Here is a 23293-nt window from a genome sequence, read left to right on the forward strand (position 1 = left end):
TGCACTGCAAGACCTGCGACATCAAGGACCCGACGCAGAACATCGTGTGGGTCACGCCGGAAGGCGGTGGCGGGCCGAATTATCCGAACATGTAATGCAATTCATGGTCGCGCCCGCAGGCGCGACCGAACCGGAGTGAGACGATGAGCAATGCAGCGAAGGAAGTCGTGGTGGTGAGCGCGGTCCGTACCGCGATCGGCGATTTCGGCGGGAGCCTGAAGGACTTCTCGCCGACCGATCTCGGCGCGAAGGTCGTCGGCGAAGTGCTGGCGCGCGCCAACGTGCCGGGCGATGCGGTCGGCCACGTGGTGTTCGGCCACGTCGTGAACACCGAGCCGAAGGACATGTATCTGGCGCGGGTGGCGGCGGTCAACGGCGGCGTGGCGCAGCACACGCCCGCGCTGACCGTGAACCGTCTGTGCGGCTCGGGCCTGCAGGCGATCGTGTCGGCGGCGCAGACGATCATGCTCGGCGATGCCGAGGTCGCGATCGCCGGCGGCTCGGAAAACATGAGCCGCGCGCCGTACACCGTGCCGTCCGCGCGGTTCGGGCAGCGCATGGGCGATGCGAAGCTGATCGACATGATGCTCGGCGCGCTGCACGACCCGTTCCAGACGATCCACATGGGCGTGACGGCCGAGAACGTCGCACGCAAGTACGGCATCTCGCGCGACGCGCAGGATGCGCTCGCGCTCGAATCGCATCGCCGCGCGGCGCGCGCGATCGCGGAAGGCCGCTTCAAGGATCAGATCCTGCCGATCTCGATCCGCACGAAGAAGGGCGAAGTCGCGTTCGACACCGACGAGCACGTGCGCCACGACGCCGGCCCTGACGATTTCACGAAGCTCAAGCCGGTGTTCGTCAAGGAAGAGGGCACGGTGACGGCCGGTAACGCGTCGGGCATCAACGATGCGGCCGCCGCGGTGCTGATGATGAGCGCCGACGCTGCACGCGCGCAGGGCGCGAAACCGCTCGCGCGCCTGGTTGCGTATGCGCATGCGGGCGTCGATCCGGCCTACATGGGCATCGGGCCGGTACCGGCCACGCAGAAGGTGCTTCAGCGCGCCGGCCTGACGGTCGCCGATCTCGACGTGATCGAGGCGAACGAGGCGTTCGCCGCGCAGGCGTGCGCGGTGACGCAGGAACTCGGGCTCGATCCCGCCAAGGTGAACCCGAACGGCTCGGGCATCTCGCTCGGTCACCCGATCGGCGCGACCGGCGCATTGATCACCGTCAAGGCGCTGTATGAACTCAAGCGCATCGGCGGCCGTTACGCGCTCGTGACGATGTGTATCGGCGGCGGTCAGGGCATTGCCGCGATCTTCGAGAATATTTGATAATCGGGGCGCACAGCACCCGAACACACAGGAATCATCATGACCATCGAAACCGTCGGCGTCGTGGGCGCCGGAACCATGGGCAACGGCATTGCGCAAACCGCGGCCGTTGCAGGACTCAACGTCGTGATGATCGACGTCAGCGACGCGGCGCTCGACAAGGGCCTCGCGACACTGAAGGGTAGCCTCGAGCGGCTCGTGTCGAAGGACAAGCTCGAGGCCGGCGCGCGCGACGCGGCGCTCGCGCGCATCACGACGTCGACCGATTACGCGAAGCTGGCTGCGGTCGACATCGTGATCGAAGCCGCGACCGAGAACGTCGAGCTGAAGGGCCGCATCCTGAAGCAGATCGAGTCGGTCGCACGGCCCGACGCGATCATCGCGACCAACACGTCGTCGATCTCGATCACCTCGCTCGCCGCGCTGCTCGCCGATTCGTCGCGCTTCATCGGCATGCACTTCTTCAACCCGGTGCCGCTGATGCCGCTCGTCGAGATCATCCGCGGGCTGCAGACGAGCGACGCGACCGCGAGCGCGGTGCGCGCGCTGACCGAGCGTTTCGACAAGTCGCCGATCGGCGTGCGCAACTCGCCGGGCTTCGTCGTGAACCGGATCCTGGTGCCGATGATCAACGAAGCGTTCTTCGTGCTGGCCGAAGGCATCGCGACGGCCGAGGAGATCGACGCCGGCATGAAGCTCGGCGCGAGCCATCCGATCGGGCCGCTCGCGCTGGCCGATCTGGTCGGGCTCGACGTCTGCCTCGCGGTGATGGACGTGTTCCTGAAGGACTTCGGCGACACCAAGTATCGCGCGTGCCCGCTGCTGCGCGAGATGGTGTCGGCCGGGCGCCTCGGACGCAAGACCGGCCGCGGCGTGTACGACTACAGCAAGTAAGCGCTGCGCTAAGGTTGATCGATGCGGCCGCCTTCGGGCGGCCGTATTCGTTTGCGGCGGCCGTCGCGCGCGATCGTCGCGCGCCCGGCAGGCATGCGGATTGCGTGGCGCGATGGACACAACCGTTTCGGAGGTCGTCCATGAACCCGCTCTCGACACGGCGGCCGGTGCTCGCGATCTGTGCATGCGCAACGTTTGCTCTCGGCTCGAACGCTGGGTCGACTGCATCGGCTGCAGCGGCCGCGCCCGACGTGTCCGTCAGCCGTGCGGATTACGGCACCACCGCGGCCGGCCAGCCGGTCAGCCAGTACACGCTCGCCAACGCGCACGGCGTGACGCTGAAGATCATCACGTACGGCGGCATCGTGACGGCGCTCGACGTGCCGGACCGCAACGGCAAGCCCGCCGATATCGTGCTCGGCTTCGATTCGCTGCGCGACTACGAGGCGCACAACGGCAACATCCATTTCGGTGCGTTGATCGGCCGCTATGCGAACCGCATCGCACGCGGGCGCTTCGTGCTCGACGGCAAGACCTGGACGCTGCCGGTCAACGATCCGCCGAATACGCTGCATGGCGGCCCCGATAGTTTCGACGCGAAGGTGTGGACGGTGACGCGCACGCGCAGCGACGCCGACGGTTCGAGCGTGACGCTGCGTTACGTGAGCCCCGATGGCGAAAACGGCTTTCCCGGCACGCTGACTACCGACGTGACCTACACGCTGACGCGCGACGACCTGATCCGCATCGACTATCGCGCGACGACGGACCGGGACACGGTCGTCAACCTGACCAACCACAGCTATTTCAATCTGGCCGGGCACGACAGCGGCAGTGTCGAACGGCAACTGATCGAGATCGCCGCGTCGCGCTTCACGCCGACCGATGCGACGTCGATTCCGACCGGCGCGCTGGCGAGCGTGGCCGGCACGCCGATGGACCTGCGCCAGCTGACGCCGATCGGCGCGCATCTGCGCGACCGTGATCCGCAGCTCGCCATCGCGCACGGCTACGACCAGAACTGGGTGCTCGACCACGGCGGCCAGCCCGCGCCGGCGTTCGCCGCGCGTGCGTACGATCCAGCATCGGGACGGTTTCTGGAGGTCTACACGACGCAGCCGGGGCTGCAGTTCTATACGTCCAACGGGTTGAACGGCAGCGTCGCCGGCAAGGGCGGCACGCTTTACCGGCAGGCCGACGCGTTCGCGCTGGAGGCCGAGCATTTTCCCGATTCGCCGAACCGGCCGGCGTTCCCGACGACCGTGCTCAAACCCGGCGAGACGCTGCATGAGGTGACGGTGTGGAGGGTGGGGGCGCGGTGAAGGGGGGCGATCGGGCAACTGCGTCGCATGCGTTGCTCAATGCGACGCCACGAACACCGCGCCGTCGAACGGCTCGGGCAGCGCGAAGCTCGCGCGCATGCGCTTCGCTTCCTGCGCGGGCGTCAGTCCGAACAGCCGTTTGAACTCGCGGCTGAACTGCGACGGGCTCGTATAACCGACCGCATAGGCCGCCGCTTCCGCCGTCAGATCCTGACGCACCATCAGAAGACGCGCCTGATGCAGCCGCGTCGATTTCAGGTACTGCATCGGCGACGCGTGCGTGATCGCCTTGAAGTGGCTGTGAAAGCTCGGCACGCTCATGCCGGCCTCGGCCGCAAGCCGCCGCACGTCGAGCGCGCGCGCATAGTCGGCGTGAATTACACGCAGCGATCGGCCGATCCGGCCGAACTGTCCGCGCATCGCCAGCGCGCTTCTCAGCGCGCCGCCCTGCGCACCGGTCAGCACGCGGAAATACAGCTCGCGCAGTAGCGCCGGCCCGAGCACCGCCGCTTCGAGCGGTCGGTGCATCGCGTCGACGAAACGCAGCACGCTCGCGTGCATCGCTTCGTCCATCGGCGTCGACATCATGCTCCTGGGCGCCTCTACGGGCGCCGCGCCGCCTTCCCGATCGATCTGCGCCGCCAGCTCGGCGGCCATCGTCAAATCGACGTGCAGGTACAGCGCGAGCAGCGGGCGCTCCGCGGTGGCGTCGGTTTCCATGCTGAACGGCACGGGCACCGACACGGCCAGGTAATGGTCCTCGTCGTACAGATAGCATTCGCCGCCGAAGTAGCCGCGCTTGCGGCCCTGGCACACGATCACGATGCCAGGGTCGTACAGCACCGGCGTACGCGACAGCGCACGGTCCGAGCGCAGGATGCGCACGCTCGGCAGCGCGGTCGCGTTGTAGCCCTCGTGCGGCGCCAGCGCGCGCAGCAGCGCGATCAGCCGCGCGCGGCGCTGCGCCGGCGGCGACGGTGACGGCGATGACAGTGACGTGGTGATGGCGCTCATAGCTTTAGGCAAGAATCTCAGCGGAATCGGCGTTATTCGTCGCAGGCCCTCAGACTAGCATGCATGCCGTGATCGACTTTCTGGAGAACTTCACATGGCATCAGGCACCATCATGCTCATCACCGGCGTGAGCAGCGGCTTCGGCCGGGCGTTGGCGCAGCAGGCGTTGGCGGCGGGGTACACGGTGGTCGGCACCGTGAGAAGCGACGATGCGCGGCGCGCGTTCGAAGCGCTGTCCCCGCAGGCGGCCATCGGCCGCGTGCTCGACGTGACCGACTTCGAGCGCATCGACCGCGTGGTCGCGGACCTCGAGGCGAGCGTCGGGCCCGTCGACGTGCTGGTCAACAATGCCGGCTACGGACACGAAGGCATCGTGGAGGAGGCGCCGCTCGCGGAGCTGCGCCGGCAATTCGACGTGAACGTGTTCGGCGCCGTCGCGATGACGAAGGCCGTCGTGCCGTTCATGCGCACACGCCGGCGCGGCCGCATCCTGAACATCACGTCGATGGGCGGGCACATCACGATGCCGGGCATCGCCTATTACTGCGGCAGCAAGTTCGCGCTCGAAGGAATCTCCGAAGCGCTCGGCAAGGAGCTCGCGCCGTTCGGCATCGCGGTGACGGCCGTCGCACCGGGCTCGTTCCGCACCGACTGGGCCGGCCGTTCGATGACGCGGACGCCGCGCTCGATCGCCGATTACGACGCGCTCTTCGATCCGGTCCGGCAGGCGCGCGAACGCAACAGCGGCCGGCAATTGGGCGATCCCGTGAAGGCCGCGCAGGCGATGCTCGCCGTCATCGAAGCCGACGCTCCGCCGGCCCATCTGCTGCTCGGCAGCGACGCGCTGCGCCTCGTGCGCGCCAAATGGGCGGCGTTGCAGGACGACATCAGCACATGGGAGCCGCTGACCGTGTCGACCGACGGCTGATGCGCGGGCGCGCCGCCGCGCGAGCGTCGCCAATTCAAACGGTTAGTTGCGCAAAAGAGTGTGCGCTGGCTGGCTGTTGGGCGCCGCTGCATGCGCTCATGTATTTGGCTTCATGACGCGGTCGCAGTTTTCCGCTACAACGAAGAGGTGCCGAATCGCCCGGCGCGGCATGTGCCGTCGCGCCGCAACTCGATCCCGCCATCCGCGAGGATGGTCCGCCGGCATGCGACGTCCACCTACCCCAAAGGAGCCTGCAGCCATGCCGTACATCACTACGAAGGACCACGTCGACATCTTCTACAAGGACTGGGGCGCCAAGGACGCCCAGCCGATCATGTTCCACCATGGCTGGCCGCTGTCTTCCGACGACTGGGATGCGCAGATGCTGTTCTTCGTGCAACGCGGCTTTCGCGTGATCGCGCACGACCGCCGCGGCCACGGGCGCTCGGCGCAGGTGTCGGACGGCCACGACATGGATCACTACGCGGCCGATGCGTTCGCGGTGGTCGAAGCGCTCGACCTGCGCAACGCGGTGCACGTCGGCCACTCGACCGGCGGCGGCGAGGTCGCGCGCTATGTGGCGCGGCACGGCGAGCCGGCCGGCCGCGTCGCGAAGGCGGTGCTGGTCAGCGCGGTGCCGCCGCTGATGCTCAAGACCGACGCGAATCCGGAGGGGCTGCCGCTCGAGGTCTTCGACGGCTTCCGCAAGGCGCTCGCTGACAACCGCGCGCAGTTCTTCCTCGATGTGCCGTCCGGCCCGTTCTACGGCTTCAACCGGCCCGGCGCGACGGTGCATCAGGGCGTGATCCAGAACTGGTGGCGCCAGGGGATGATCGGCAGCGCGAAGGCGCACTACGACGGGATCAAGGCGTTCTCCGAAACCGACCAGACGGAAGACCTGCGGTCGATCTCGGTGCCGACGCTGGTGCTGCACGGCGAGGACGACCAGATCGTGCCGATCGCAGACGCGGCGCTGAAGTCGATCAAGCTGCTGAAGAACGGCACGCTGAAAACCTATCCCGGCTATTCGCACGGGATGCTGACGGTCAACGCGGACGTCCTCAACGCCGACCTGCTGGCGTTCGTCCAGGCGTAACCAGCTAGCGGCGGCGCGGCGCAGCCCCGGCGGGCGGCGCCACCGCTGCATAGCCGCGCGTTAGCCGTTGCGCAGAAACACGACGTAGCCGCGGAACCACGGATTGGCCGCGAGGTACGGCGGCGCGTCCCACTCGCCGCCCTGGATCACGCCGATGCGAAACGGCAGCGCGAGCCGCGCGACGCGCGGCAGGTACGCGGCGTAATCGGGGATCGTGCTGCGCCCCTGATACGTCTGCACGACCACCTCGTCGACGATTCCCCTGAGCTGGTTGACCTGATCGGTGTCGATGCGGCTGCTCCAGTCGAGCAGCCCGGTGATGCTGAGCCGGCATTCGGCGGGCAGCGTTTGGCGCAGCGTCCGCAGAAATTCGACGTAGTCCTGCAGATGGCGCGTGCGTGCGTCGAAGTCGATCTGGATGCCGGCGATGGTGCGGCCCGACGCGCGCCAGCGTTCGAGCTGCGCGAGCATGATCTGCGACACGCGCGGCGTCCAGCGCAGCGTGTGCGCGCGGTAGACGAGCCACACGCGCGCGTTCGGCGCGCGCGGCAGCGCGACGCCCTGCGCGATGACGCGCACCTGCGAGTCGTCGCGCGGCGACGCTTCGATCTGCCCGAGCAGCACGTACACGGTGCGCGCGCCGCTCACCACCGGCTGCGGCTTCACGCCGGCCCACAGCCAGAACGCGTCGTAGTCGCGCGCATCGACGGTGCCGCCCAGCGCCGCGCGGGCCGCCAGCAGCAGCGCGACGCACGCGAGCCGCCTCATGCGGCGCTCACCAGTAGTAGCGCAGCTTGCGCGCCCAGGGGGTGCCCGCATAGCTGGTCTTCAGCGTGTCGAACCAGCGCTTGCGCGCGCTCTTCGGTACGTCCTTGCCGCCGCATTCGTTGGAGCCGGCCGGCGCATAGCAGTTGACCGCCCGGTACAGCGCATACGCGCGATCGTTCGGGTTCGCCTGAGCATCGGCGATCACCGTCACGTAGCTCGACATCCGCTCGTACGGCTTGCCCGCGAACTGCGACGGCGCGTCACCGAGCGTCGGCGGCACGCGCGTGGCGGCGGCGGCCGGCGCGCTGCGCAGCCACGCCGGGATCGCATAGCCTTCGATGCCGGCTGCGGGCGGATGAAGGCGCACGAAGTCCGCAAGGCAGTTGAGCGCTGGCGCGTCGGCGGGGTTTTGCTGCAGCGCCGCGGCGATGTCGCGCGCGGACGGGCACACGTAGCCGTCCGCATTGCGCGCGCCGGACGCGACGAACGGCTTCAGCGGATCGGCCGGCGCACCGGACACCAGCGCGGTATCGGCGACGAAGTCGGCGTAGCGGCCGCGCGTGAGCTCCTTGTACAGCAGCGTGTACAGCGCGGTGTCGCGCAGCGCCGCGCTGGTCGCCTGATTCTGCGCCTGCGTGCGCAGCAGCGCCGCCCCGGCTGTACGCTGCAACAGCACGGCGCGGATCGCCGCGTTCTGAACCGGCGAATCGGCGGCGAACGCGTCGTCGACGCGCCCGGCCTGTTCGAGATTGATCGCGAGCGCGAGTTCGAGTGCCTCGCGCTGGAAGCGCAGGGTCGCGAGCGGGATCAGGTCGCGCCACAGCTGACGCGCCTGATCGGCCTTGCCGCTGTCCTCAAGCGCGAAGCCGCGCAGCGCCTGCTGGCTCAGTCCGAAGTAGTCGAGCGGCGCGGCCGGCGCCTGCGGCAGCAGTGCGAGCGCGGCATCGGGCTTGTGTCCGATCTGCAGATACCAGGTCGCGACCAGATAGTCGTACAGCGCCGGCGCGTTCGCGAAGCGCGGCTTCTGCGCCTGCAGGTCGTCCAGCGTCAGCGGCTTGTTGCGGCTCGGGTCCGTGCTGTCCGACGTGCGCATGCGCAGTAGATCGACGGTTGCGAGCACGGTCGGCGACTGGATCCGGCTCGCGTCGAATTCCGGCCCGAACAGCAGCTTGCTGTCGAGTTCGTTCGCGAGCTGTATCAGCGGCACGTTCGACGTCGCGGGCGACCAGCGCGCGAGCGCGTGACCGTACAGGTCGGCCTGCTGCGTGACGTTGCCGCCGAGCCACGCGATGCGCCGCAACAGCCCGGTCGCGGATACCGCGTAGTCGCCTTGCGGATAGATCTTCAGGTAGGTGCGAAACACGGTGTCGGCGGCGTCGAGCGACACCTTCGTCACGCGTGCGCGCGACGGCGCCGGGTTGTCGTTGTCGAATGCGTTGGCCTGCGCGGCGTTCAGCTGCGCCCGCCCGGTCATGTAGAGCGCGGTTTCCTTCAGCCACGGGTTCGCGCTGTGCGACGCGCTCGCGAACGCGCGCGTCGCGGTGAGGAAGTCGGCGCGATAGAACGCGTTGGTGCCGTCGAGGTAGGTCGCGAAGTCGCGCGCGAGCGCCGATTTGACCGGCGGTCGCGTCCAGGAGGCGGTCGCGCCGCCGGCGGCGCAGGTCTTCTGCGCGATGTCGGCGCGGGCGGCGCGCAGGCGCGCGGCTTCGTCGGCGGGAAGGCCGGCCGTGCCGCTCAGGGCGTCGTCGAACGCTTGCGCGCCCGACTCCATGCTGCGGCAGATGCTGCCTTCGCCGTCGGCGTACCGGTTCGACGATGGATCGGCGTCCTGTCCGTCGCCGGTCTTGTCGGGCGACTTCTGGCCGATATAGATCCAGCCGGAAAAATCCATCGGGAACGGCACGACGATCTGGTTGATCCGCTCCTTCGCCGGGATCGTCTTCGGGTCCGGGAACACCTGCGCGACCTTGCGGCTTTCGACCATCATCAGCAGCGCGTTGATCCGCGTGTCGTTGCCGGGGCTCAGCATCGGCACGTTGCCGCACGAGTAGGCGCCCTGCCGCAGCGTGAGCTGCACGTCGCAGGTGTCGTCGGAGCTGGCATGGGCGGCGGGAACGCAAAGCAGGCTGGCCGTCAGCGCGGCGAGCAGGTTGCGGTGCAGCGTCAGGGTGATTGGCATTTTTTTTGTGCTTGGATGGGGGCGCGACGGCCGGTTCTCTCAGGAGGATTTCGCCTCGGCGCGTATCGTACATCACGTGTGGCGGGGCGTTGGGGACTTCGCGGGGCGCTGGTGCCTGTGGGGAGAGCGACAGCGATGGCGATGGCGATGCCGAAAGTGACAGCGACGTCGGGCTCTGCCGGACACCGCGCGTCGCGCGGGTCCGAACCGTGCGCTCGCTGCCAGCCGCGCATTGGACGGCGCGGCTGGCAGCGCGAATGGCGTCGACCGTCGAATGGTCGATGAAGCTCTTGAGCGTTGTAGACGAAGCGCAGGCGGACGGCGCAATCGCGCGGGGGCTGGGAGCGACCGCGCCGCGCTGGCGCCGCACCGGCTCGTTGAACCGGTCGACCGCTTATGCGGCGCGCATCAACGCGCAACGCGATGCGTCGAGTAACGCGTCACGCATCGTTCACGGCGTTGTCGGCCTGGTCGCCGTCGATCGCGGCGAGCAGATCGTCGACGCCGACCATCAGCGCGCGCACCTGCCGTAGCGATTCGTACTGGTGCAGCACCGGCCGCCACGACGGTTGCGTCAGCAACGCGTCCCAGACGGCCTGCAGGATGGCCGTGTCGGCGTCCCCGTGCTGCGCGAACGCGCTCGCATACGCGAGGCTCGCCGGCGTCGACAGCAGCTGCATCCGGCTGGCCGCGCCGAGCAACCGCGGCGTTGGGTCGGCCGACGCATCGCAGCAGTACAGCACCTCGCGCTGCAATGCCGCATCGTCGATCGTCAGCGCGTGCAGCGACGCGCCGTGCACGCGTATCGAGCCTTCGCGCGTGTCGAACGCGTAGACGGTATGCGGATCGGCCTGCGCGAGCAGGCTCAGCCCGCGCAGCAGGCGCGGCAAATCGGACGTGGCCGCATCCGCGGATGCCTTCGCCTCGACGAGGAACCGCATGTTCCACGCGGCCGACGGATCGCCGCTGCGCGCGCGCTCGAGCAGCACTGCGTCCCATTCGGTCTTCGCGCGGTCGTGCTTGCCCGGAATCGACGCCGGCACGCGCATCGACGTGACGACCCGATACGTGCGCTGCGTGTCGATCGCATCGAGTTGGTCGGCCAGCGTCCCGAGGGCGAGCGCGGCCAGCGCTTCGACCGCCGCGCCGCGCCGTTGCGACGTCGCGCCTTGCGCGACGGCCAGCGCGCTGCCTTCGGGCGGCCCCTGGCGTTCCCACAGGGCGCGGTACTGCCGAACCACCGGGTCGACCGATAGCGCGGCGAGGCGCTGCAGACGTGCGAGCGCCGGGTTGTCGTGGAGTTTCGCGAGGTCCCGCTGGAATGCCGGGTCGGCTGCCGTTTCCGGCTGCGCGAGCAGGTGTCGCAGCTCGGCGTCGAGCGTGTCCCACGACGCGCCGGCCGCGGCCGCATGCAGCCGCGCGAGCGGCGCGCGCTGCCACGCATGCGCGTGCCGCTCGAGCCGCGCCGGATGCGCGATCGTGTTGACGGCCGAGCGCAGCGTGCGCCGATCCGGTTCGGCGTGGGCGGCGAGCGACGCGTATTCGCGCACGACCGGCGCGCGATGCCGCAGCACGGCGGCCTGGAAGGCGGGATCGCCGCCGCGCACGTCCATCGCGGCGCGGATGATCCGCGCGAGCGCGTCGACGAAACGCTGCTGCAACGCGGCGCCGGGTGCTCGGCCGTCGGCGAGCTCGCGGCGCGCTTCGTCGATCACGGTCGCGACGACGACGGCCGGATTCGTTGCGTCGTCCAGCGACGACGCAGGCACGAGCGGCGGCAATCGGTAACGGCGATCGACGGTGCGCAGGACTTCGTCGAGCAGGGCGGGTAGCGGTGCGGGCGGCATGGCGAAGGACCGGTGGAGGCGGTGCGTGCGCGATGTGCAACGGTATCACGTGGCGCCGGCATGCTGCGCAAGGGGTGATTGCGGTGTAGCCCGGTGGGGAAGGCGCGCCGGGGCGTTGGGCTTGGCGTGGCGCGGCAGTTGCGGCGGACGGCTTGGTCTCAAGCGACGCGTCAACCTCGACCGACGCGCTGCTTGCGTGAACTGCGCGATGGCTCGCGCGTCAGGCGCGTCAGCGTCACCGAGGCGGTTGCGGTGCTGTCGCGCGCGGAAGTCGCGCCGATGCGTTGCCCTGAATCCGGCGCAGCAGCGGCCGCGGGCGCCTCGGCCTCAGCGTCAACCGACGCCTCAACCGCCGCGCGCGACCTGCTACGACTCGGCCGTCAAGCCGTCAGCGTCACCGTCAGGCTGCCCAACTCGCCGAAGCGCACGGTCAGCACATCGCCGAGCGGCACGTCGATCGCGCCCGCATACGAGCCGGTCGTCACGATCTGGCCGGCGCGCGCGCCGTCGCCGCGCGACGCGAGGAAGTTCACGAGCCATACGAGCGGCTTGAGCGGATCGCCGTCCGGATGGCGGCCGTCGATCGTGCGGTTCAGCGCGCCTTCGAACGACAGCGCGAGCGTCTCCAGCGGTGCGTTCAGTCCGTCTTGCACGACGGGGCCGACACACAGCCCCTGGTTGAACTGGCCGTCGGCGAGGAGTTCGAACTTCGACGCGCGGGCCGGCTCCGCATAGCGGCAGCCCAGCACTTCGAGCACGATGCGCACTTCGCGGATCGCGCCGCGCACGTCGGCGTCGTCGTACGGCTGCGCGCGCGCGGGCAGATCGCGATCGAGCACGAACGCGATCTCCGGCTCGATGCGCACGATCGGGCCGCCCACGACGCGGTACGGCCCATCGGCTTCGCGGATCGTCGACGCGAAGATCGGCGCGACGATCACGCGATCCGGCGGCGGCAGCGCACATTTCCATCCGCCGATGGTTTCGCCGAGCAGGTCGGCGACGCGATGCTGGATCGCCAGCGCGGTGTCGACGTCCTGCGGGCGGCAGGCATCGGGCAGCAGCGGGCCGGGCACGCCGGCATGGCGGGCGGCGACGAGATGCTGGGCGGCGCCGTCCACGCGTTCGGTAGTCGTTGTCATGTCGGTTGAGTGAGGTGAAAGTGAGCCGGCAAAACGGGGCCGGACGCAGATCGAAGGTCTGATGATAGCGCCTTCGGCGCGATGCACCGAGCGTGGCGCGCGGCGCTTGGCCGCACAACGGGATTTTCGCGGAGCTTGATCGTCGTCAAGCCCGCAGCCGCACGCGCGCTGATGATGGTGACACGGCCGCGCGACGTTGCGCGGCAACTCACCCCAGCGAGGAACGCATGTACAAGAAGATCATGGTGGCCGTGGACGGCAGCGCTTCGTCGAAACAGGCGCTTGCGGAGGCATTGAAGATGGCGAAGGCGGGCGGCGGGAACGTCAGCATCGTCTACGTGGTCGACAAGTCGGTGCTGTTTACGTATGCGGGGCGCTTCGATCCGAATGCGCTCATCGAGGAAATCCGCACCGAGGGCACCCGCGTGCTGCGCGAAGCCGAACAGACGGTCGCGGCGGCCGGTGCGCAGGGCGAAGGCGAACTCGTCGAGACGGAAAGCATCGGCGAGGACGTCGCGGAACGCCTGCAGCGTTACGTGAAGGAACACGGCATCGAGCTGGCGGTGGTCGGCACGCATGGCCGCCGCGGCTTCCGGCGCATGCTGCTCGGCAGCGTCGCCGAGCGCTTCCTGCGCGGCTCGAACTGCCCGGTGCTGCTGATTCGCGGCGACGACGCCGACGTGTCGGCGGCCGCCGCAGCATAACGGCGCGGGGGTCGCGATGATACGTCGCCAGTCCCGCATCGTGGTTGCAGCGATCGCCGTGTTCGTATCGCTGGCCGGCATGATGGCCGTCGTGACCGGGCTGCTGTTCGACGAGACGGTCGCGCTGCGCGGCGGCGCGGCCGCGCTGATCGTCGGCGTGGCGTGCTTCGTCGTGATGCTGAACCCGGGGCCGAAGGGCGAAAGCTGACGCGCCGCGCTTCGCGCGCGTCCTGCCGCAGCATCGGTGGCGGCGGCCTCCGTTGGGCCGGCCCGCGGAGACTTTCCGCCCGTTCCATCCGGCGCGTTCGCGCCGTGCGACCCGACCGGTGTGTCCGCCGCGTCGGGTTTTGTCTATTCCGTCTGCATATTCCGCTCGAGCGCTGCGCGCTCGCCGCGACGTGCCGCACATCGCGGCGCTACGGTGCGATCCGCACTGCGTCGTCGTCGCTTCTCCTGTATGCCCGCCTTTTCTGCCCGGCTGATGCGGCGGTCCGCGCGGCCTGCACGGTACCTTCGTCACCGCATGGCGCGGCAAGGCCACGCACGGTCGGGTTCAAGCACGCTTTTCATAGGCCAAGGCGCAATTGAACGCGCAGCCTAAATCCGTCGCACTCCTTGCACTGCGGCGCGTCGATCACTCTCCGACGACGAGCGCCAGTCCACACCACGCAATCCAATCCCTTCAACTTCGTATTTCGCTCCGGCAACCGTTCGGGAGTGCGGGCTGACGCTTGTGGCCGTGGCCGGCCGGCTGGGACGACGACCAGCGGCAGATAGCGCAGGCCGCGACAAGCAGCGGCCGGTTGCAGCGGACAACACAGGCAACGACGAGCGGCGGCGGGCGACGGCGGACAGCGCGGGCAGCCACGAACAGCGGCGGCTAGCGGCGGTCACCGCGGCCAGCGAAGAACAGCGGCAGGCAACCGAGCCAGCGGAAGCCAGCCGAGCCCGGCCACCCCCATCAGCAGTCAGTACTCCTCCGCCAACCCTCAGCACTCCTCCCCCACCGATCTTCCCCCATTTCCACCGTTGCACGCCGACGAACGATCCCTCTGATTTGTATCAAGCCGTGATATGTCCTTCTACCAGACAATCTGCCCGACCCGGACAAAACGCGTCGATCAGATGCATCTTTTACGGCCGGCATTCCACCCCTTTCAACAATCTGAGTCTGCCAAAAGACCGGAAAAACGAGATCCCCATGAGCCATTTCCTGGATAGATTGCGTTATTTCTCCACCGCCCGGCCAGGCTTTTCCAACGGGCACGGCGCCGTCACGGACGAGGACCGAAAATGGGAAGACGGCTATCGGCTGCGCTGGCAGCACGACAAGATCGTCCGTTCGACGCATGGCGTGAACTGCACGGGCTCGTGCTCGTGGAAGGTCTACGTGAAAGGCGGGATCGTCACCTGGGAAACCCAGCAGACCGACTACCCGCGCACCCGCCCGGACATGCCGAACCACGAGCCGCGCGGCTGCTCGCGCGGTGCTTCGTATTCCTGGTATCTGTATAGCGCCAACCGCCTCAAGCATCCGATGGTGCGCAGCGCGCTGGTGAAGCTGTGGCGCGAGCGCCGCCGCACGCTGGCGCCCGTCGACGCATGGCGCTCGATCGTCGAGGACGACGCGTCCCGGCGCGCGTACCAGAGCCGGCGCGGCCTCGGCGGCTTCGTGCGCGCGAGCTGGGACGAAGTCAACGAGATCGTTGCGGCCGCAAACGTCTACACGGTCGAGCGGCACGGCCCCGATCGCGTGGTCGGCTTCTCGCCGATCCCGGCGATGTCGATGGTGTCGTATGCGGCGGGCTCGCGCTATCTGTCGCTGATCGGCGGCGTGTGCCTGAGCTTCTACGACTGGTATTGCGACCTGCCGCCGGCGTCGCCGCAGACCTGGGGCGAGCAGACCGACGTGCCGGAATCGGCCGACTGGTACAACTCGACCTTCATCATGATGTGGGGCTCCAACGTCCCGCAGACCCGCACGCCCGACGCGCACTTCCTCGTCGAGGCGCGCTATCGCGGCACCAAGGTCGTGTCGGTGTTTCCCGATTACGCGGAAGGCGCGAAGTTCGGCGACCTGTGGCTGCACCCGAAGCAGGGCACCGACGCGGCGCTCGCGCTCGCGATGGGGCACGTGATCCTCAAGGAATATCACCTGGCGGGCAACAGCGACTACTTCATCGACTACTGCAAGCGCTTCACGGACATGCCGGCGCTCGTTCGGCTCGTGCCGCACGGCGACGGCTACGTGCCCGAGCGCCTCGTGCGCGCGTCCGACTTCGACGATTCGCTCGACGAGGCCGCGCATCCGGACTGGAAAACCGTGATGATCGACGACGCCAACGGCGAGTTCGTCGTGCCGGTCGGCTCGGTCGGGTTCCGCTGGGGCCAGCAGGCCGACGCCGACAAGGGCAAATGGAACCTGCGCGGCGAGACGTCGAAGGGCGCGGCGCTGGCGCCGCGGCTGTCGTGCACGGCCGCGCATGACGACGTCGTCGACGTGCTGTTCCCGTACTTCGGCAACCAGCCTCACGCTCATTTCAACTCGACGCACCACGGCTCCGAACTGTCGCGCCGGATCGGCGTGCGGCGCGTCGCGACGCGCAACGGCGAGATGCTGGTCGCGACCGTCTACGACCTGTTCGTCGCGAACTACGGCCTCGACCAGGGGCTCGGCGGCCGCGACGTGGCCGCGAGCTACGACGACGACATTCCGTACACGCCCGCGTGGCAGGAAGCGATCACCGGCGTGAAGCGCGCCGACGTGATCTCGGTCGCACGCCAGTTCGCGGAGAACGCGCACAAGACGCAGGGCAAGTCGATGGTGATCATCGGCGCGGGGATCAACCACTGGTTCCATATGGACATGTCGTACCGCGCGATCATCAACATGCTGATCATGTGCGGCTGCATCGGCAAGCCGGGCGGCGGCTGGTCGCATTACGTCGGGCAGGAGAAGCTGCGTCCGCAAACCGGCTGGACCGCGCTCGCGTTCGCGCTCGACTGGACCCGGCCGCCGCGGCACATGAACGCGACGTCGTTCTTCTACGCGCACACCGACCAGTGGCGCTACGACACGATGGACCCGAGCACGCTGCTGTCGCCGCTCGCCGACAAGACGCAGTTCCACGGCTCGCCGATCGACTACAACGTGCGCGCGGAGCGGATGGGCTGGCTGCCGTCCGCGCCGCAGCTGGCGGTGAATCCGCTCAAGGTCGGCGCGAGTCTCGGCGATGCCGCGCACGCGGGCGCCGAGCTCGCGCGGCAGTTGCAGAACGGCACGCTGCAAATGGCGTGCGAAGACCCGGATGCGCCCGAGAATTTCCCGCGCAACCTGTTCGTCTGGCGCTCGAACCTGCTCGGCTCGTCGGGCAAGGGCCACGAGTATTTCCTGAAGCATCTGCTCGGCACGACCAACGGCGTGCAGGGCGAGGATCTCGGCGCGACGGGCGGCGCGCGGCCGGAGGAAGTGAAGTGGCGCGACGACGCGCCGCGCGGCAAGCTCGACCTGCTCGTCACGCTCGACTTCCGGATGTCGACCACCTGCATGTATTCCGACGTCGTGCTGCCGACGGCGACCTGGTACGAGAAGGACGACATGAACACGTCCGACATGCACCCGTTCATCCATCCGCTGTCGGCGGCGGTCGATCCCGCGTGGGAATCGAAGAGCGACTGGGAGATCTTCAAGGGCATCGCGAAGCGCTTCTCGGAGCTGTGCGACGGCCACCTCGGCGTCGAGCGCGACGTCGTGCTCGCGCCGATCGCGCACGATACGCCGGGCGAACTCGCGCAGCCGTTCGACGTGCAGGACTGGAAGCGCGGCGAATGCGAGCCGGTGCCGGGCCGCACGATGCCGGCCGTGATCGCGGTCGAGCGCGACTACCCGAACACCTACGCGCGCTTCACGTCGCTCGGCCCGCTGCTGGACAAGCTCGGCAACGGCGGCAAGGGCATCGGCTGGGACACCAGGGACGAAGTGAAGCTGCTCGGCGAGCTGAACTACAAGGTCGCCGACGGCGCCGCACGCGGGCGCCCGCGCATCGACACCGCGCTCGACGCGGCCGAGGTGATACTCGCGCTCGCGCCCGAGACCAACGGCGAAGTCGCGGTGAAGGCGTGGCGCGCGCTGTCCGGCATCACCGGCATCGACCACACGCATCTGGCCGCCGCGCGCGAGGACGAGAAGATCCGCTTCCGCGACATCCAGGCGCAGCCGCGCAAGATCATCTCGTCGCCGACGTGGAGCGGGATCGAATCCGAGCACGTGTCGTACAACGCCGGCTACGTGAACGTGCACGAGCTGGTGCCGTGGCGCACGCTGACCGGCCGTCAGCAGCTGTATCAGGACCATGCGTGGATGCGCGCGTTCGGCGAGTCGCTGTGCGTGTACAAGCCGCCGGTCGACACGGGCAGCTACGCGCACATGGTCGGCACGCGCTCGAACGGCAACCCCGAGCGCGTGCTGAACTTCCTGACGCCGCATCAGAAGTGGGGCATCCACAGCACCTACACGGACAACCTGCTGATGCTCACGCTGTCGCGCGGCGGCCCGATCGTGTGGATGTCGGAGGACGACGCGAAGGCGATCGGCGCGGTCGACAACGACTGGATCGAGTGCTTCAACTCGAACGGCGCGTTGTGCGCGCGGGCGGTCGTGAGCCAGCGGATCCCGTCGGGGATGGTGATGATGTACCACGCGCAGGAGAAGATCGTGAACACGCCGGGCTCCGAGATAACGGGCACGCGCGGCGGCATCCACAACTCGGTCACGCGCATCGCGCTGAAGCCGACGCACATGATCGGCGGCTATGCGCAGCTGTCGTACGGCTTCAATTACTACGGCACGGTCGGCTCGAATCGCGACGAGTTCCTGATCGTGCGCAAGATGAACAACATCGACTGGCTCGACGGGGAAGAACCCGTCGGCGCCACGCCGAACGTCCGCGCCGGAGAAACGTCATGAAGATACGTGCACAGATCGCGATGGTGCTGAACCTCGACAAGTGCATCGGGTGTCACACCTGCTCGGTGACCTGCAAGAACGTGTGGACCAGCCGCGAAGGGATGGAATACGCGTGGTTCAACAACGTCGAGACCAAGCCGGGCATCGGCTATCCGAAGGACTGGGAGAACCAGGACCGCTGGCGCGGCGGCTGGCAGCGCCGCGCCGACGGCCGGATCGAGCCGCGTCAGGGTGGCAAGTGGCGGCTGCTCGCGCAGATCTTCGCGAACCCGCACCTGCCCGAGATCGACGACTACTACGAGCCGTTCACGTTCGACTACGGGCATCTGCAGGAGGCTGGCCACACGCGCGCGATGCCGGTGGCGCGGCCGCGCTCGCTGATCAGCGGCCAGCGCCTCGAGAAGATCGAGTGGGGGCCGAACTGGGAGGAGATTCTCGGCGGCGAGTTCGAGAAGCGCGCGAAGGACTACAACTTCGAGGCGGTCCAGAAGGAGATCTACGGGCAGTTCGAGAACACCTTCATGATGTACCTGCCGCGCCTGTGCGAGCACTGCCTGAACCCGGCGTGCGTCGCGTCGTGCCCGTCGGGCTCGATCTACAAGCGCGAGGAGGACGGCATCGTGCTGATCGATCAGGACAAGTGCCGCGGCTGGCGCATGTGCGTGTCCGGATGCCCGTACAAGAAGATCTACTACAACTGGCAGAGCGGCAAGGCGGAGAAGTGCATCTTCTGCTATCCGCGCATCGAGGCCGGCCAGCCGACCGTGTGCTCGGAAACCTGTGTCGGCCGCATCCGCTATCTCGGCGTGCTGCTGTACGACGCCGACCGGATCAGCGAGGCGGCCAGCGCCGAGAACGAGCAGGACCTGTACGAGGCGCAACTGTCGCTGTTCCTCGATCCGAACGACCCGACGGTGATCGCGCAGGCCGAGCGCGACGGCGTGCCGGCCGCGTGGCTCGACGCCGCGCGCCGTTCGCCGGCCTACAAGATGGCGATCGACTGGAAGATCGCGTTCCCGCTGCATCCGGAATACCGGACGCTGCCGATGGTCTGGTACGTGCCGCCGCTGTCGCCGATCAATGCTGCCGCGAACAGCGGCGAACTCGGGATGAACGGCTACCTGCCCGACGTCGAATCGCTGCGCATTCCGCTGCGCTATCTGGCGAACCTGCTGACGGCCGGCGACGAGGCGCCCGTGAAGCTCGCGCTCGAACGGCTGCTGGCGATGCGCGCGTTCATGCGCGCGCGCCACGTCGACGGCGTCGACGCGCGCGGCGTGCTCGACCAGGTCGGGCTGTCGCTCGCGCAGGTCGAGGAGATGTACCGCTATCTCGCGATCGCGAACTACGAGGATCGCTTCGTGATCCCGACCACGCATCGCGAGTACGCGGAGAACGCGTACGACCTGCGCGCCTCGTGCGGCTTCTCATTCGGCAACGGCTGTTCGGACGGCCGTTCCGAGGGCAGCCTGTTCAGTCCGAAGAAAGGCGCGAAAACCATTCCGATCAACGAGGTATCGCGATGAGCGGCGCACCCGATCCGACCTATGCGGCGTTCGCGGCGCTGCTCGACTATCCCGACGACACACTCGTCGACGTGCTCGATTCGATCGACGGCCACCTGCGCGAGCGGGCGCAGCTGCCGAAGCGCGCGCGCGCCGGCCTCGAGCGGTTTTTCGCGTACGTGCGTGCGCGCGACCTGCTCACGCTGCAGGAGAACTACGTCGCGTTGTTCGACCGCGGCCGCGCGACGTCGCTGCATCTGTTCGAGCACGTGCACGGCGAGTCGCGCGACCGCGGGCAGGCGATGGTCGACCTGCTGCAGATGTACGAGCGCCACGGGCTGACGCTGAACCCCGGCGAGCTGCCCGACTATCTGCCCGTGTTCCTCGAATACCTGTCGCGCCTGCCCGCGCCCGACGCACGCACGCTGCTCGCCGAGACCGGCGACATCCTCACCGCGCTTGCCGGCCAGCTCGCGCGGCGCGGCAGCCATTACGGCTTCGTCGTCGGCGCGCTGCTGCCGCTCGCCGGCCTCGCGCCGGTCGAGCCGCCGGCCGCCGCGGACGACGACGTGGCGGCCGTGACGCCCGGTGCGGACGACTACCGCGCGCTCGACGCGTCGTATGCGGACGAAGCCGTGCGCTTCGTCGGCGCGGCGACGCCGGCCGAGCAGACGATCCAGTTCCACGACAAGCGGCCCGCCCGCAGCGCGTGAGCGCGGGTCCACACTTGGGGAAACACATGAACGCTTACTTGCATCAGTTCCTGTTCGGGATCTACCCGTACATCTGTCTCGCCGTGCTGCTGGTGGGCAGCCTGATCCGCTTCGACCGCGAGCAGTACACGTGGAAAAGCGACTCGTCCCAGCTGCTGCGGCACGGCATGCTGCGGCTCGGCAGCAACCTGTTCCATTGGGGCGTGCTCGTCGTCGTGCTCGGGCACTTCGGCGGGTTTCTCGCGCCGCACTGGCTGGTGTCGCCGTTCATGTCGGCGTCCGGGCATCAGCTCGTCGCGATGGTGGCAGGCGGCGCGGCCGGCGTCGCGGGGCTCGTCGGGCTGACGATCCTGATCTGGCGGCGCCTCGGCGACGCGCGCATCCGCAGCAACAGCCGCACGTCCGACATCGTGATCGTGCTGATGCTGTGGGTGCAGCTCGCGCTCGGGCTGGGCACCGTCGTGCTGTCGACGCGTCACATGGACGGCGCGATGTTCGAGCAGCTGACCGACTACGTGAAGGGCGTCGTCACGTTCCGCCCGAACGTCGCGAGCCTGCTCGTCGGCGTGCCGCTCACGTACCGGCTTCACATCCTGCTCGGCTTCACGATCTTCCTCGTGTCGCCGTTCACGCGGATGGTTCACATCTGGAGCGGGATCGCTTCGGTTGCGTACCTGATCCGCCCATACCAGCTCGTGCGCAAGCGCTGAGGAGACCCGCATGAACGACGTTCTCTGCGAAGCCGCGACCGCGCCGCTCGCCATCAACGGCGTCGCCTTCGACGCCGCCGCCATCGCGGCCGAAGCCGAACATCACGGCGATGCGCGCGATCCGCTCGATGCGGCGCGCCATGCGCTGGCCGTGCGTGAACTGCTGCGGCAGCGCGCGGTCGCGCTCGCGCTGATCGATGCGAGTGCACCGCTCGACGACGCGGCCGTCGACGCGCTGCTCGAGCGCGAGCTCACGCACGTGCCGCAGCCGGATCGCGCCGACTGCGAGCGCTATTACAGCCGGCATGCGGCGCGCTTTCGCCGCGGCGACATCGTGTACGCGAGCCACGTGCTGTTCGCGGTGACGGAGCGCGTGCCGCTCGCGCCGCTGCGCGAGCGCGCGCAGGCCGCGCTCGCCGACGTGCTGGCCGCGCCCGATACGTTCGAAGCGGTCGCGCGCGCGTCGTCGAACTGCCCGTCGGCGCAGGTCGGCGGCAACCTCGGGCAGCTGCTGCGCGGCGACACCGTGCCGGAGTTCGAGGCCGCGCTGTTCGACGGCGATGCGCTCGGCGTGCTGCCGAAGCTCGTCAACACGCGCTTCGGTTTTCACATCGTGCGCATCAAGCGGCGCGTGCCGGGCGCCGCGGTGCCGTTCGACGAAGCCGCCGGCCAGATCGCCGAGTACCTCGCGCAATGCGTGCGTCAGCGCGCGATGCGGCAGTACGTGGCCGTGCTCGCGGGCGCTGCGCGCATCGAAGGCGTCGCCTTCGACGGCGCGAGCGGTCCGCTCGTTCAATGAAACGGAGGTCGGCATATGGCCGTTCACCAAGGTAATGCCGGTCTGCCCGCACAAGCGCAGACCGTTCCGCTGCGCGCGTGGTCGGTGTTGGCCGCCAGTACGCTCGCGTTCATGGTGTGTTTCGTCGTATGGATGATGTTCGGCGTGCTCGGCGTGCAATTGCGCGCGGACCTCGGCCTGAACAGCACCGAGTTCGGGCTGCTCACGTCCACGCCGGTGCTGACCGGCGCGCTGATGCGTCTGCCGCTCGGCACCTGGACCGACCGCTTCGGCGGGCGCATCGTGATGACGGTGCTGCTCGTCGTGTGCGCGGTGCCCGTGTATGTGGTCAGCTACGCGACGCAGCTCTGGCAGTTTCTCGTGATCGGGCTGTTTCTCGGCTGCGTCGGCGCGTCGTTCGCGGTCGGCACGCCGTACGTCGCGCGCTTCTTCCCGCCGCAGCGGCGCGGCCTGGCGATGGGCGTGTTCGGCGCGGGCACCAGCGGCGCGGCGGTCAACCTGTTCGTCACGCCGCTGCTGCTCAATGCGTACGGCTGGCGCGTCGTGCCGCGCATCTATGCGATCGCGCTGCTCGTCACCGCGGTGATCTTCTGGCTCGCCTCGGCGCCCGATCCGGGCGCGGGCAAGCGCGGCGGCTCGTTGCTCGATTCGTTCAAGGTGCTGCGCGATCCGCGCGTGTGGCGGCTGTGCCAGTACTACTCGATCGCGTTCGGCGGCTTCACCGCGCTGTCGCTGTGGATCCCGCAATACCTGAAGAACGAATACGGGATGTCGCTCGTGATGGCGTCCGCGTTCGCGGCCGGCTTCTCGCTGCCGGGCTCCGTGCTGCGCGCGCTGGGCGGCGCGCTGTCCGACCGCTTCGGCGCGCATGCGGTCACCTGGTGGGGGCTGTGGGTCGCGTGGATCAGCCTGTTCCTGCTGTCGTATCCGGCGACCGACTTCGTGATCCACACGATCGACGGCACCGCGGCGCTGAAGCTGTCGATGCCGGTGGCCGGCTTCGTCGCGCTGACCTTCGTGCTCGGTGCGGTGTTCGCGTTCGGCATGGCGTCGACCTTCAAGTACGTCGCCGACGATTTCCCGGACAACATGGGCGTCGTCACCGGCATCGTCGGGCTCGCGGGCGGGCTCGGCGGGTTCCTGCTGCCGATCCTGTTCGGCATGCTGCTCGACTTCGCGCGCGTGCGCACGACCTGCTTCATGTTGCTGTACGGGATCGTGTGGGTGTCGCTGATCCTCATCTATCTGACCGAGGTGCGGCGCACGCCCGTCACGGGCTGAGCGCCTTCGCCCGACGCGCGTGCGCGACGCCCGATCCCGGCGGCGGCGCACACGCGCGCTCGCCGCCGCCGTTCGGCGTTTGCCGTCG

20 protein-coding genes are annotated in these 23293 nt (G+C 68.6%); 15 read left to right on the forward strand and 5 right to left on the reverse strand.

Features of this window, described 5'->3' with window-relative positions; genetic code table 11:
- From EX20_RS31615 to EX20_RS29595, 4 genes are all read left to right on the forward strand, one after another.
- On the forward strand, positions 1-95 hold a 95-nt coding region (locus EX20_RS31615; protein ID WP_133246935.1), incomplete at its 5' end, for a 4Fe-4S dicluster domain-containing protein.
- 48 nt (positions 96-143) lie between these two features.
- A complete protein-coding gene (gene bktB, locus EX20_RS29585; RefSeq protein ID WP_011879792.1) occupies positions 144-1337 on the forward strand; it encodes a beta-ketothiolase BktB in 1194 nt (397 codons plus the stop codon).
- Positions 1338-1376: 39 nt separating this feature from the next.
- The gene (locus EX20_RS29590) at positions 1377-2231 is read left to right on the forward strand and encodes a 3-hydroxybutyryl-CoA dehydrogenase (protein WP_011879793.1); all 855 of its coding nucleotides are present in this window, start codon (positions 1377-1379) and stop codon (positions 2229-2231) included.
- A 140-nt stretch (positions 2232-2371) separates the two neighbouring features.
- Positions 2372-3553, forward strand: a complete 1182-nt coding sequence (locus EX20_RS29595; protein ID WP_034195602.1) for an aldose epimerase family protein — start codon at positions 2372-2374, stop codon at positions 3551-3553.
- Positions 3554-3589: 36 nt separating this feature from the next.
- Here EX20_RS29595 and EX20_RS29600 read toward each other — a convergent pair whose 3' ends face one another.
- Positions 3590-4567, reverse strand: a complete 978-nt coding sequence (locus EX20_RS29600; protein WP_051974516.1) for an AraC family transcriptional regulator — start codon at positions 4565-4567, stop codon at positions 3590-3592.
- Between the two features lie 94 nt (positions 4568-4661).
- On the opposite strand from EX20_RS29600, the gene EX20_RS29605 reads away from it, so the two are divergent.
- Positions 4662-5495, forward strand: coding sequence for an oxidoreductase (locus tag EX20_RS29605; protein ID WP_034195603.1), 834 nt, complete (start codon positions 4662-4664; stop codon positions 5493-5495).
- A gap of 259 nt (positions 5496-5754) precedes the next feature.
- Entirely contained in the window at positions 5755-6591 is an 837-nt protein-coding gene (locus EX20_RS29610; RefSeq protein WP_034195604.1) for an alpha/beta fold hydrolase, read from the forward strand.
- A gap of 60 nt (positions 6592-6651) precedes the next feature.
- Here the strand turns inward: EX20_RS29610 and EX20_RS29615 are convergent, their stop codons facing one another.
- The gene (locus EX20_RS29615) at positions 6652-7359 is read right to left on the reverse strand and encodes a DUF3142 domain-containing protein (protein WP_034195605.1); all 708 of its coding nucleotides are present in this window, start codon (positions 7357-7359) and stop codon (positions 6652-6654) included.
- A gap of 7 nt (positions 7360-7366) precedes the next feature.
- Positions 7367-9538: a PA5441 family protein gene (locus EX20_RS29620; RefSeq protein ID WP_034195606.1), complete on the reverse strand. Its 2172-nt coding sequence runs from the start codon at positions 9536-9538 to the stop codon at positions 7367-7369.
- 257 nt (positions 9539-9795) lie between these two features.
- On the opposite strand from EX20_RS29620, the gene EX20_RS29625 reads away from it, so the two are divergent.
- The gene (locus EX20_RS29625) at positions 9796-10071 is read left to right on the forward strand and encodes a hypothetical protein (RefSeq protein WP_034195607.1); all 276 of its coding nucleotides are present in this window, start codon (positions 9796-9798) and stop codon (positions 10069-10071) included.
- On the opposite strand, the gene EX20_RS29630 is transcribed toward EX20_RS29625, so the two are convergent.
- Together EX20_RS29630 and EX20_RS29635 are read right to left on the reverse strand one after the other, a co-directional pair.
- Positions 9979-11385, reverse strand: a complete 1407-nt coding sequence (locus tag EX20_RS29630; protein WP_034195608.1) for a hypothetical protein — start codon at positions 11383-11385, stop codon at positions 9979-9981. The genes EX20_RS29625 and EX20_RS29630 overlap by 93 nt on opposite strands.
- 380 nt (positions 11386-11765) lie before the next feature.
- A complete protein-coding gene (locus EX20_RS29635; protein ID WP_034195609.1) occupies positions 11766-12527 on the reverse strand; it encodes a 2-keto-4-pentenoate hydratase in 762 nt (253 codons plus the stop codon).
- A gap of 227 nt (positions 12528-12754) precedes the next feature.
- Here EX20_RS29635 and EX20_RS29640 point away from each other — a divergent pair, with 227 nt between their 5' ends.
- The 8 genes from EX20_RS29640 (at position 12755) to EX20_RS29675 (ending at position 23205) form a co-directional block, all read left to right on the forward strand.
- A complete protein-coding gene (locus EX20_RS29640; RefSeq protein ID WP_014725615.1) occupies positions 12755-13231 on the forward strand; it encodes a universal stress protein in 477 nt (158 codons plus the stop codon).
- A gap of 16 nt (positions 13232-13247) precedes the next feature.
- Complete coding sequence (locus EX20_RS29645) at positions 13248-13439, forward strand: DUF2964 family protein (protein WP_011879803.1); 192 nt, start codon at positions 13248-13250, stop codon at positions 13437-13439.
- 993 nt (positions 13440-14432) lie between these two features.
- Positions 14433-18197, forward strand: a complete 3765-nt coding sequence (locus EX20_RS29650) for a nitrate reductase subunit alpha (RefSeq protein WP_034195610.1) — start codon at positions 14433-14435, stop codon at positions 18195-18197.
- On the forward strand, positions 18194-19723 hold the full coding sequence (gene narH, locus EX20_RS29655) for a nitrate reductase subunit beta (protein ID WP_034195611.1): 1530 nt from the start codon (positions 18194-18196) through the stop codon (positions 19721-19723). The genes EX20_RS29650 and narH overlap by 4 nt, the downstream gene beginning before the upstream one ends.
- On the forward strand, positions 19720-20415 hold the full coding sequence (gene narJ / locus EX20_RS29660) for a nitrate reductase molybdenum cofactor assembly chaperone (protein WP_034195612.1): 696 nt from the start codon (positions 19720-19722) through the stop codon (positions 20413-20415). The genes narH and narJ overlap by 4 nt, the downstream gene beginning before the upstream one ends.
- A gap of 26 nt (positions 20416-20441) precedes the next feature.
- Positions 20442-21125 (forward strand): respiratory nitrate reductase subunit gamma, encoded by a 684-nt coding sequence (gene narI, locus EX20_RS29665; protein WP_034195613.1) that lies wholly within the window; start codon positions 20442-20444, stop codon positions 21123-21125.
- Between the two features lie 10 nt (positions 21126-21135).
- Positions 21136-21924 (forward strand): peptidylprolyl isomerase, encoded by a 789-nt coding sequence (locus EX20_RS29670; protein WP_014725621.1) that lies wholly within the window; start codon positions 21136-21138, stop codon positions 21922-21924.
- Positions 21925-21939: 15 nt separating this feature from the next.
- Positions 21940-23205, forward strand: a complete 1266-nt coding sequence (locus EX20_RS29675) for an MFS transporter (RefSeq protein ID WP_034195614.1) — start codon at positions 21940-21942, stop codon at positions 23203-23205.
- The last annotated feature ends 88 nt before the right edge of the window (positions 23206-23293 follow it).

It is taken from the genome of Burkholderia sp. WP42 (assembly GCF_000745665.1).
GTDB lineage: Bacteria > Pseudomonadota > Gammaproteobacteria > Burkholderiales > Burkholderiaceae > Burkholderia > Burkholderia vietnamiensis.

Coding starts and splice junctions, on each gene's coding strand:
- EX20_RS29605 (WP_034195603.1), top strand. CDS start 4,662: ATGGCATCAGGCACCATCATGCTCATCACCGGCGTGAGCAGCGGCTTC.
- EX20_RS29635 (WP_034195609.1), bottom strand. CDS start 12,527: ATGACAACGACTACCGAACGCGTGGACGGCGCCGCCCAGCATCTCGTC.
- EX20_RS29640 (WP_014725615.1), top strand. CDS start 12,755: ATGTACAAGAAGATCATGGTGGCCGTGGACGGCAGCGCTTCGTCGAAA.
- EX20_RS29630 (WP_034195608.1), bottom strand. CDS start 11,385: ATGCCGCCCGCACCGCTACCCGCCCTGCTCGACGAAGTCCTGCGCACC.
- EX20_RS29615 (WP_034195605.1), bottom strand. CDS start 7,359: ATGAGGCGGCTCGCGTGCGTCGCGCTGCTGCTGGCGGCCCGCGCGGCG.
- EX20_RS29625 (WP_034195607.1), top strand. CDS start 9,796: ATGGCGTCGACCGTCGAATGGTCGATGAAGCTCTTGAGCGTTGTAGAC.
- narJ (WP_034195612.1), top strand. CDS start 19,720: ATGAGCGGCGCACCCGATCCGACCTATGCGGCGTTCGCGGCGCTGCTC.
- EX20_RS29610 (WP_034195604.1), top strand. CDS start 5,755: ATGCCGTACATCACTACGAAGGACCACGTCGACATCTTCTACAAGGAC.
- bktB (WP_011879792.1), top strand. CDS start 144: ATGAGCAATGCAGCGAAGGAAGTCGTGGTGGTGAGCGCGGTCCGTACC.
- EX20_RS29650 (WP_034195610.1), top strand. CDS start 14,433: ATGAGCCATTTCCTGGATAGATTGCGTTATTTCTCCACCGCCCGGCCA.
- EX20_RS29620 (WP_034195606.1), bottom strand. CDS start 9,538: ATGCCAATCACCCTGACGCTGCACCGCAACCTGCTCGCCGCGCTGACG.
- narH (WP_034195611.1), top strand. CDS start 18,194: ATGAAGATACGTGCACAGATCGCGATGGTGCTGAACCTCGACAAGTGC.
- EX20_RS29670 (WP_014725621.1), top strand. CDS start 21,136: ATGAACGACGTTCTCTGCGAAGCCGCGACCGCGCCGCTCGCCATCAAC.
- EX20_RS29645 (WP_011879803.1), top strand. CDS start 13,248: ATGATACGTCGCCAGTCCCGCATCGTGGTTGCAGCGATCGCCGTGTTC.
- EX20_RS29590 (WP_011879793.1), top strand. CDS start 1,377: ATGACCATCGAAACCGTCGGCGTCGTGGGCGCCGGAACCATGGGCAAC.
- EX20_RS29600 (WP_051974516.1), bottom strand. CDS start 4,567: ATGAGCGCCATCACCACGTCACTGTCATCGCCGTCACCGTCGCCGCCG.
- EX20_RS29595 (WP_034195602.1), top strand. CDS start 2,372: ATGAACCCGCTCTCGACACGGCGGCCGGTGCTCGCGATCTGTGCATGC.
- EX20_RS29675 (WP_034195614.1), top strand. CDS start 21,940: ATGGCCGTTCACCAAGGTAATGCCGGTCTGCCCGCACAAGCGCAGACC.
- narI (WP_034195613.1), top strand. CDS start 20,442: ATGAACGCTTACTTGCATCAGTTCCTGTTCGGGATCTACCCGTACATC.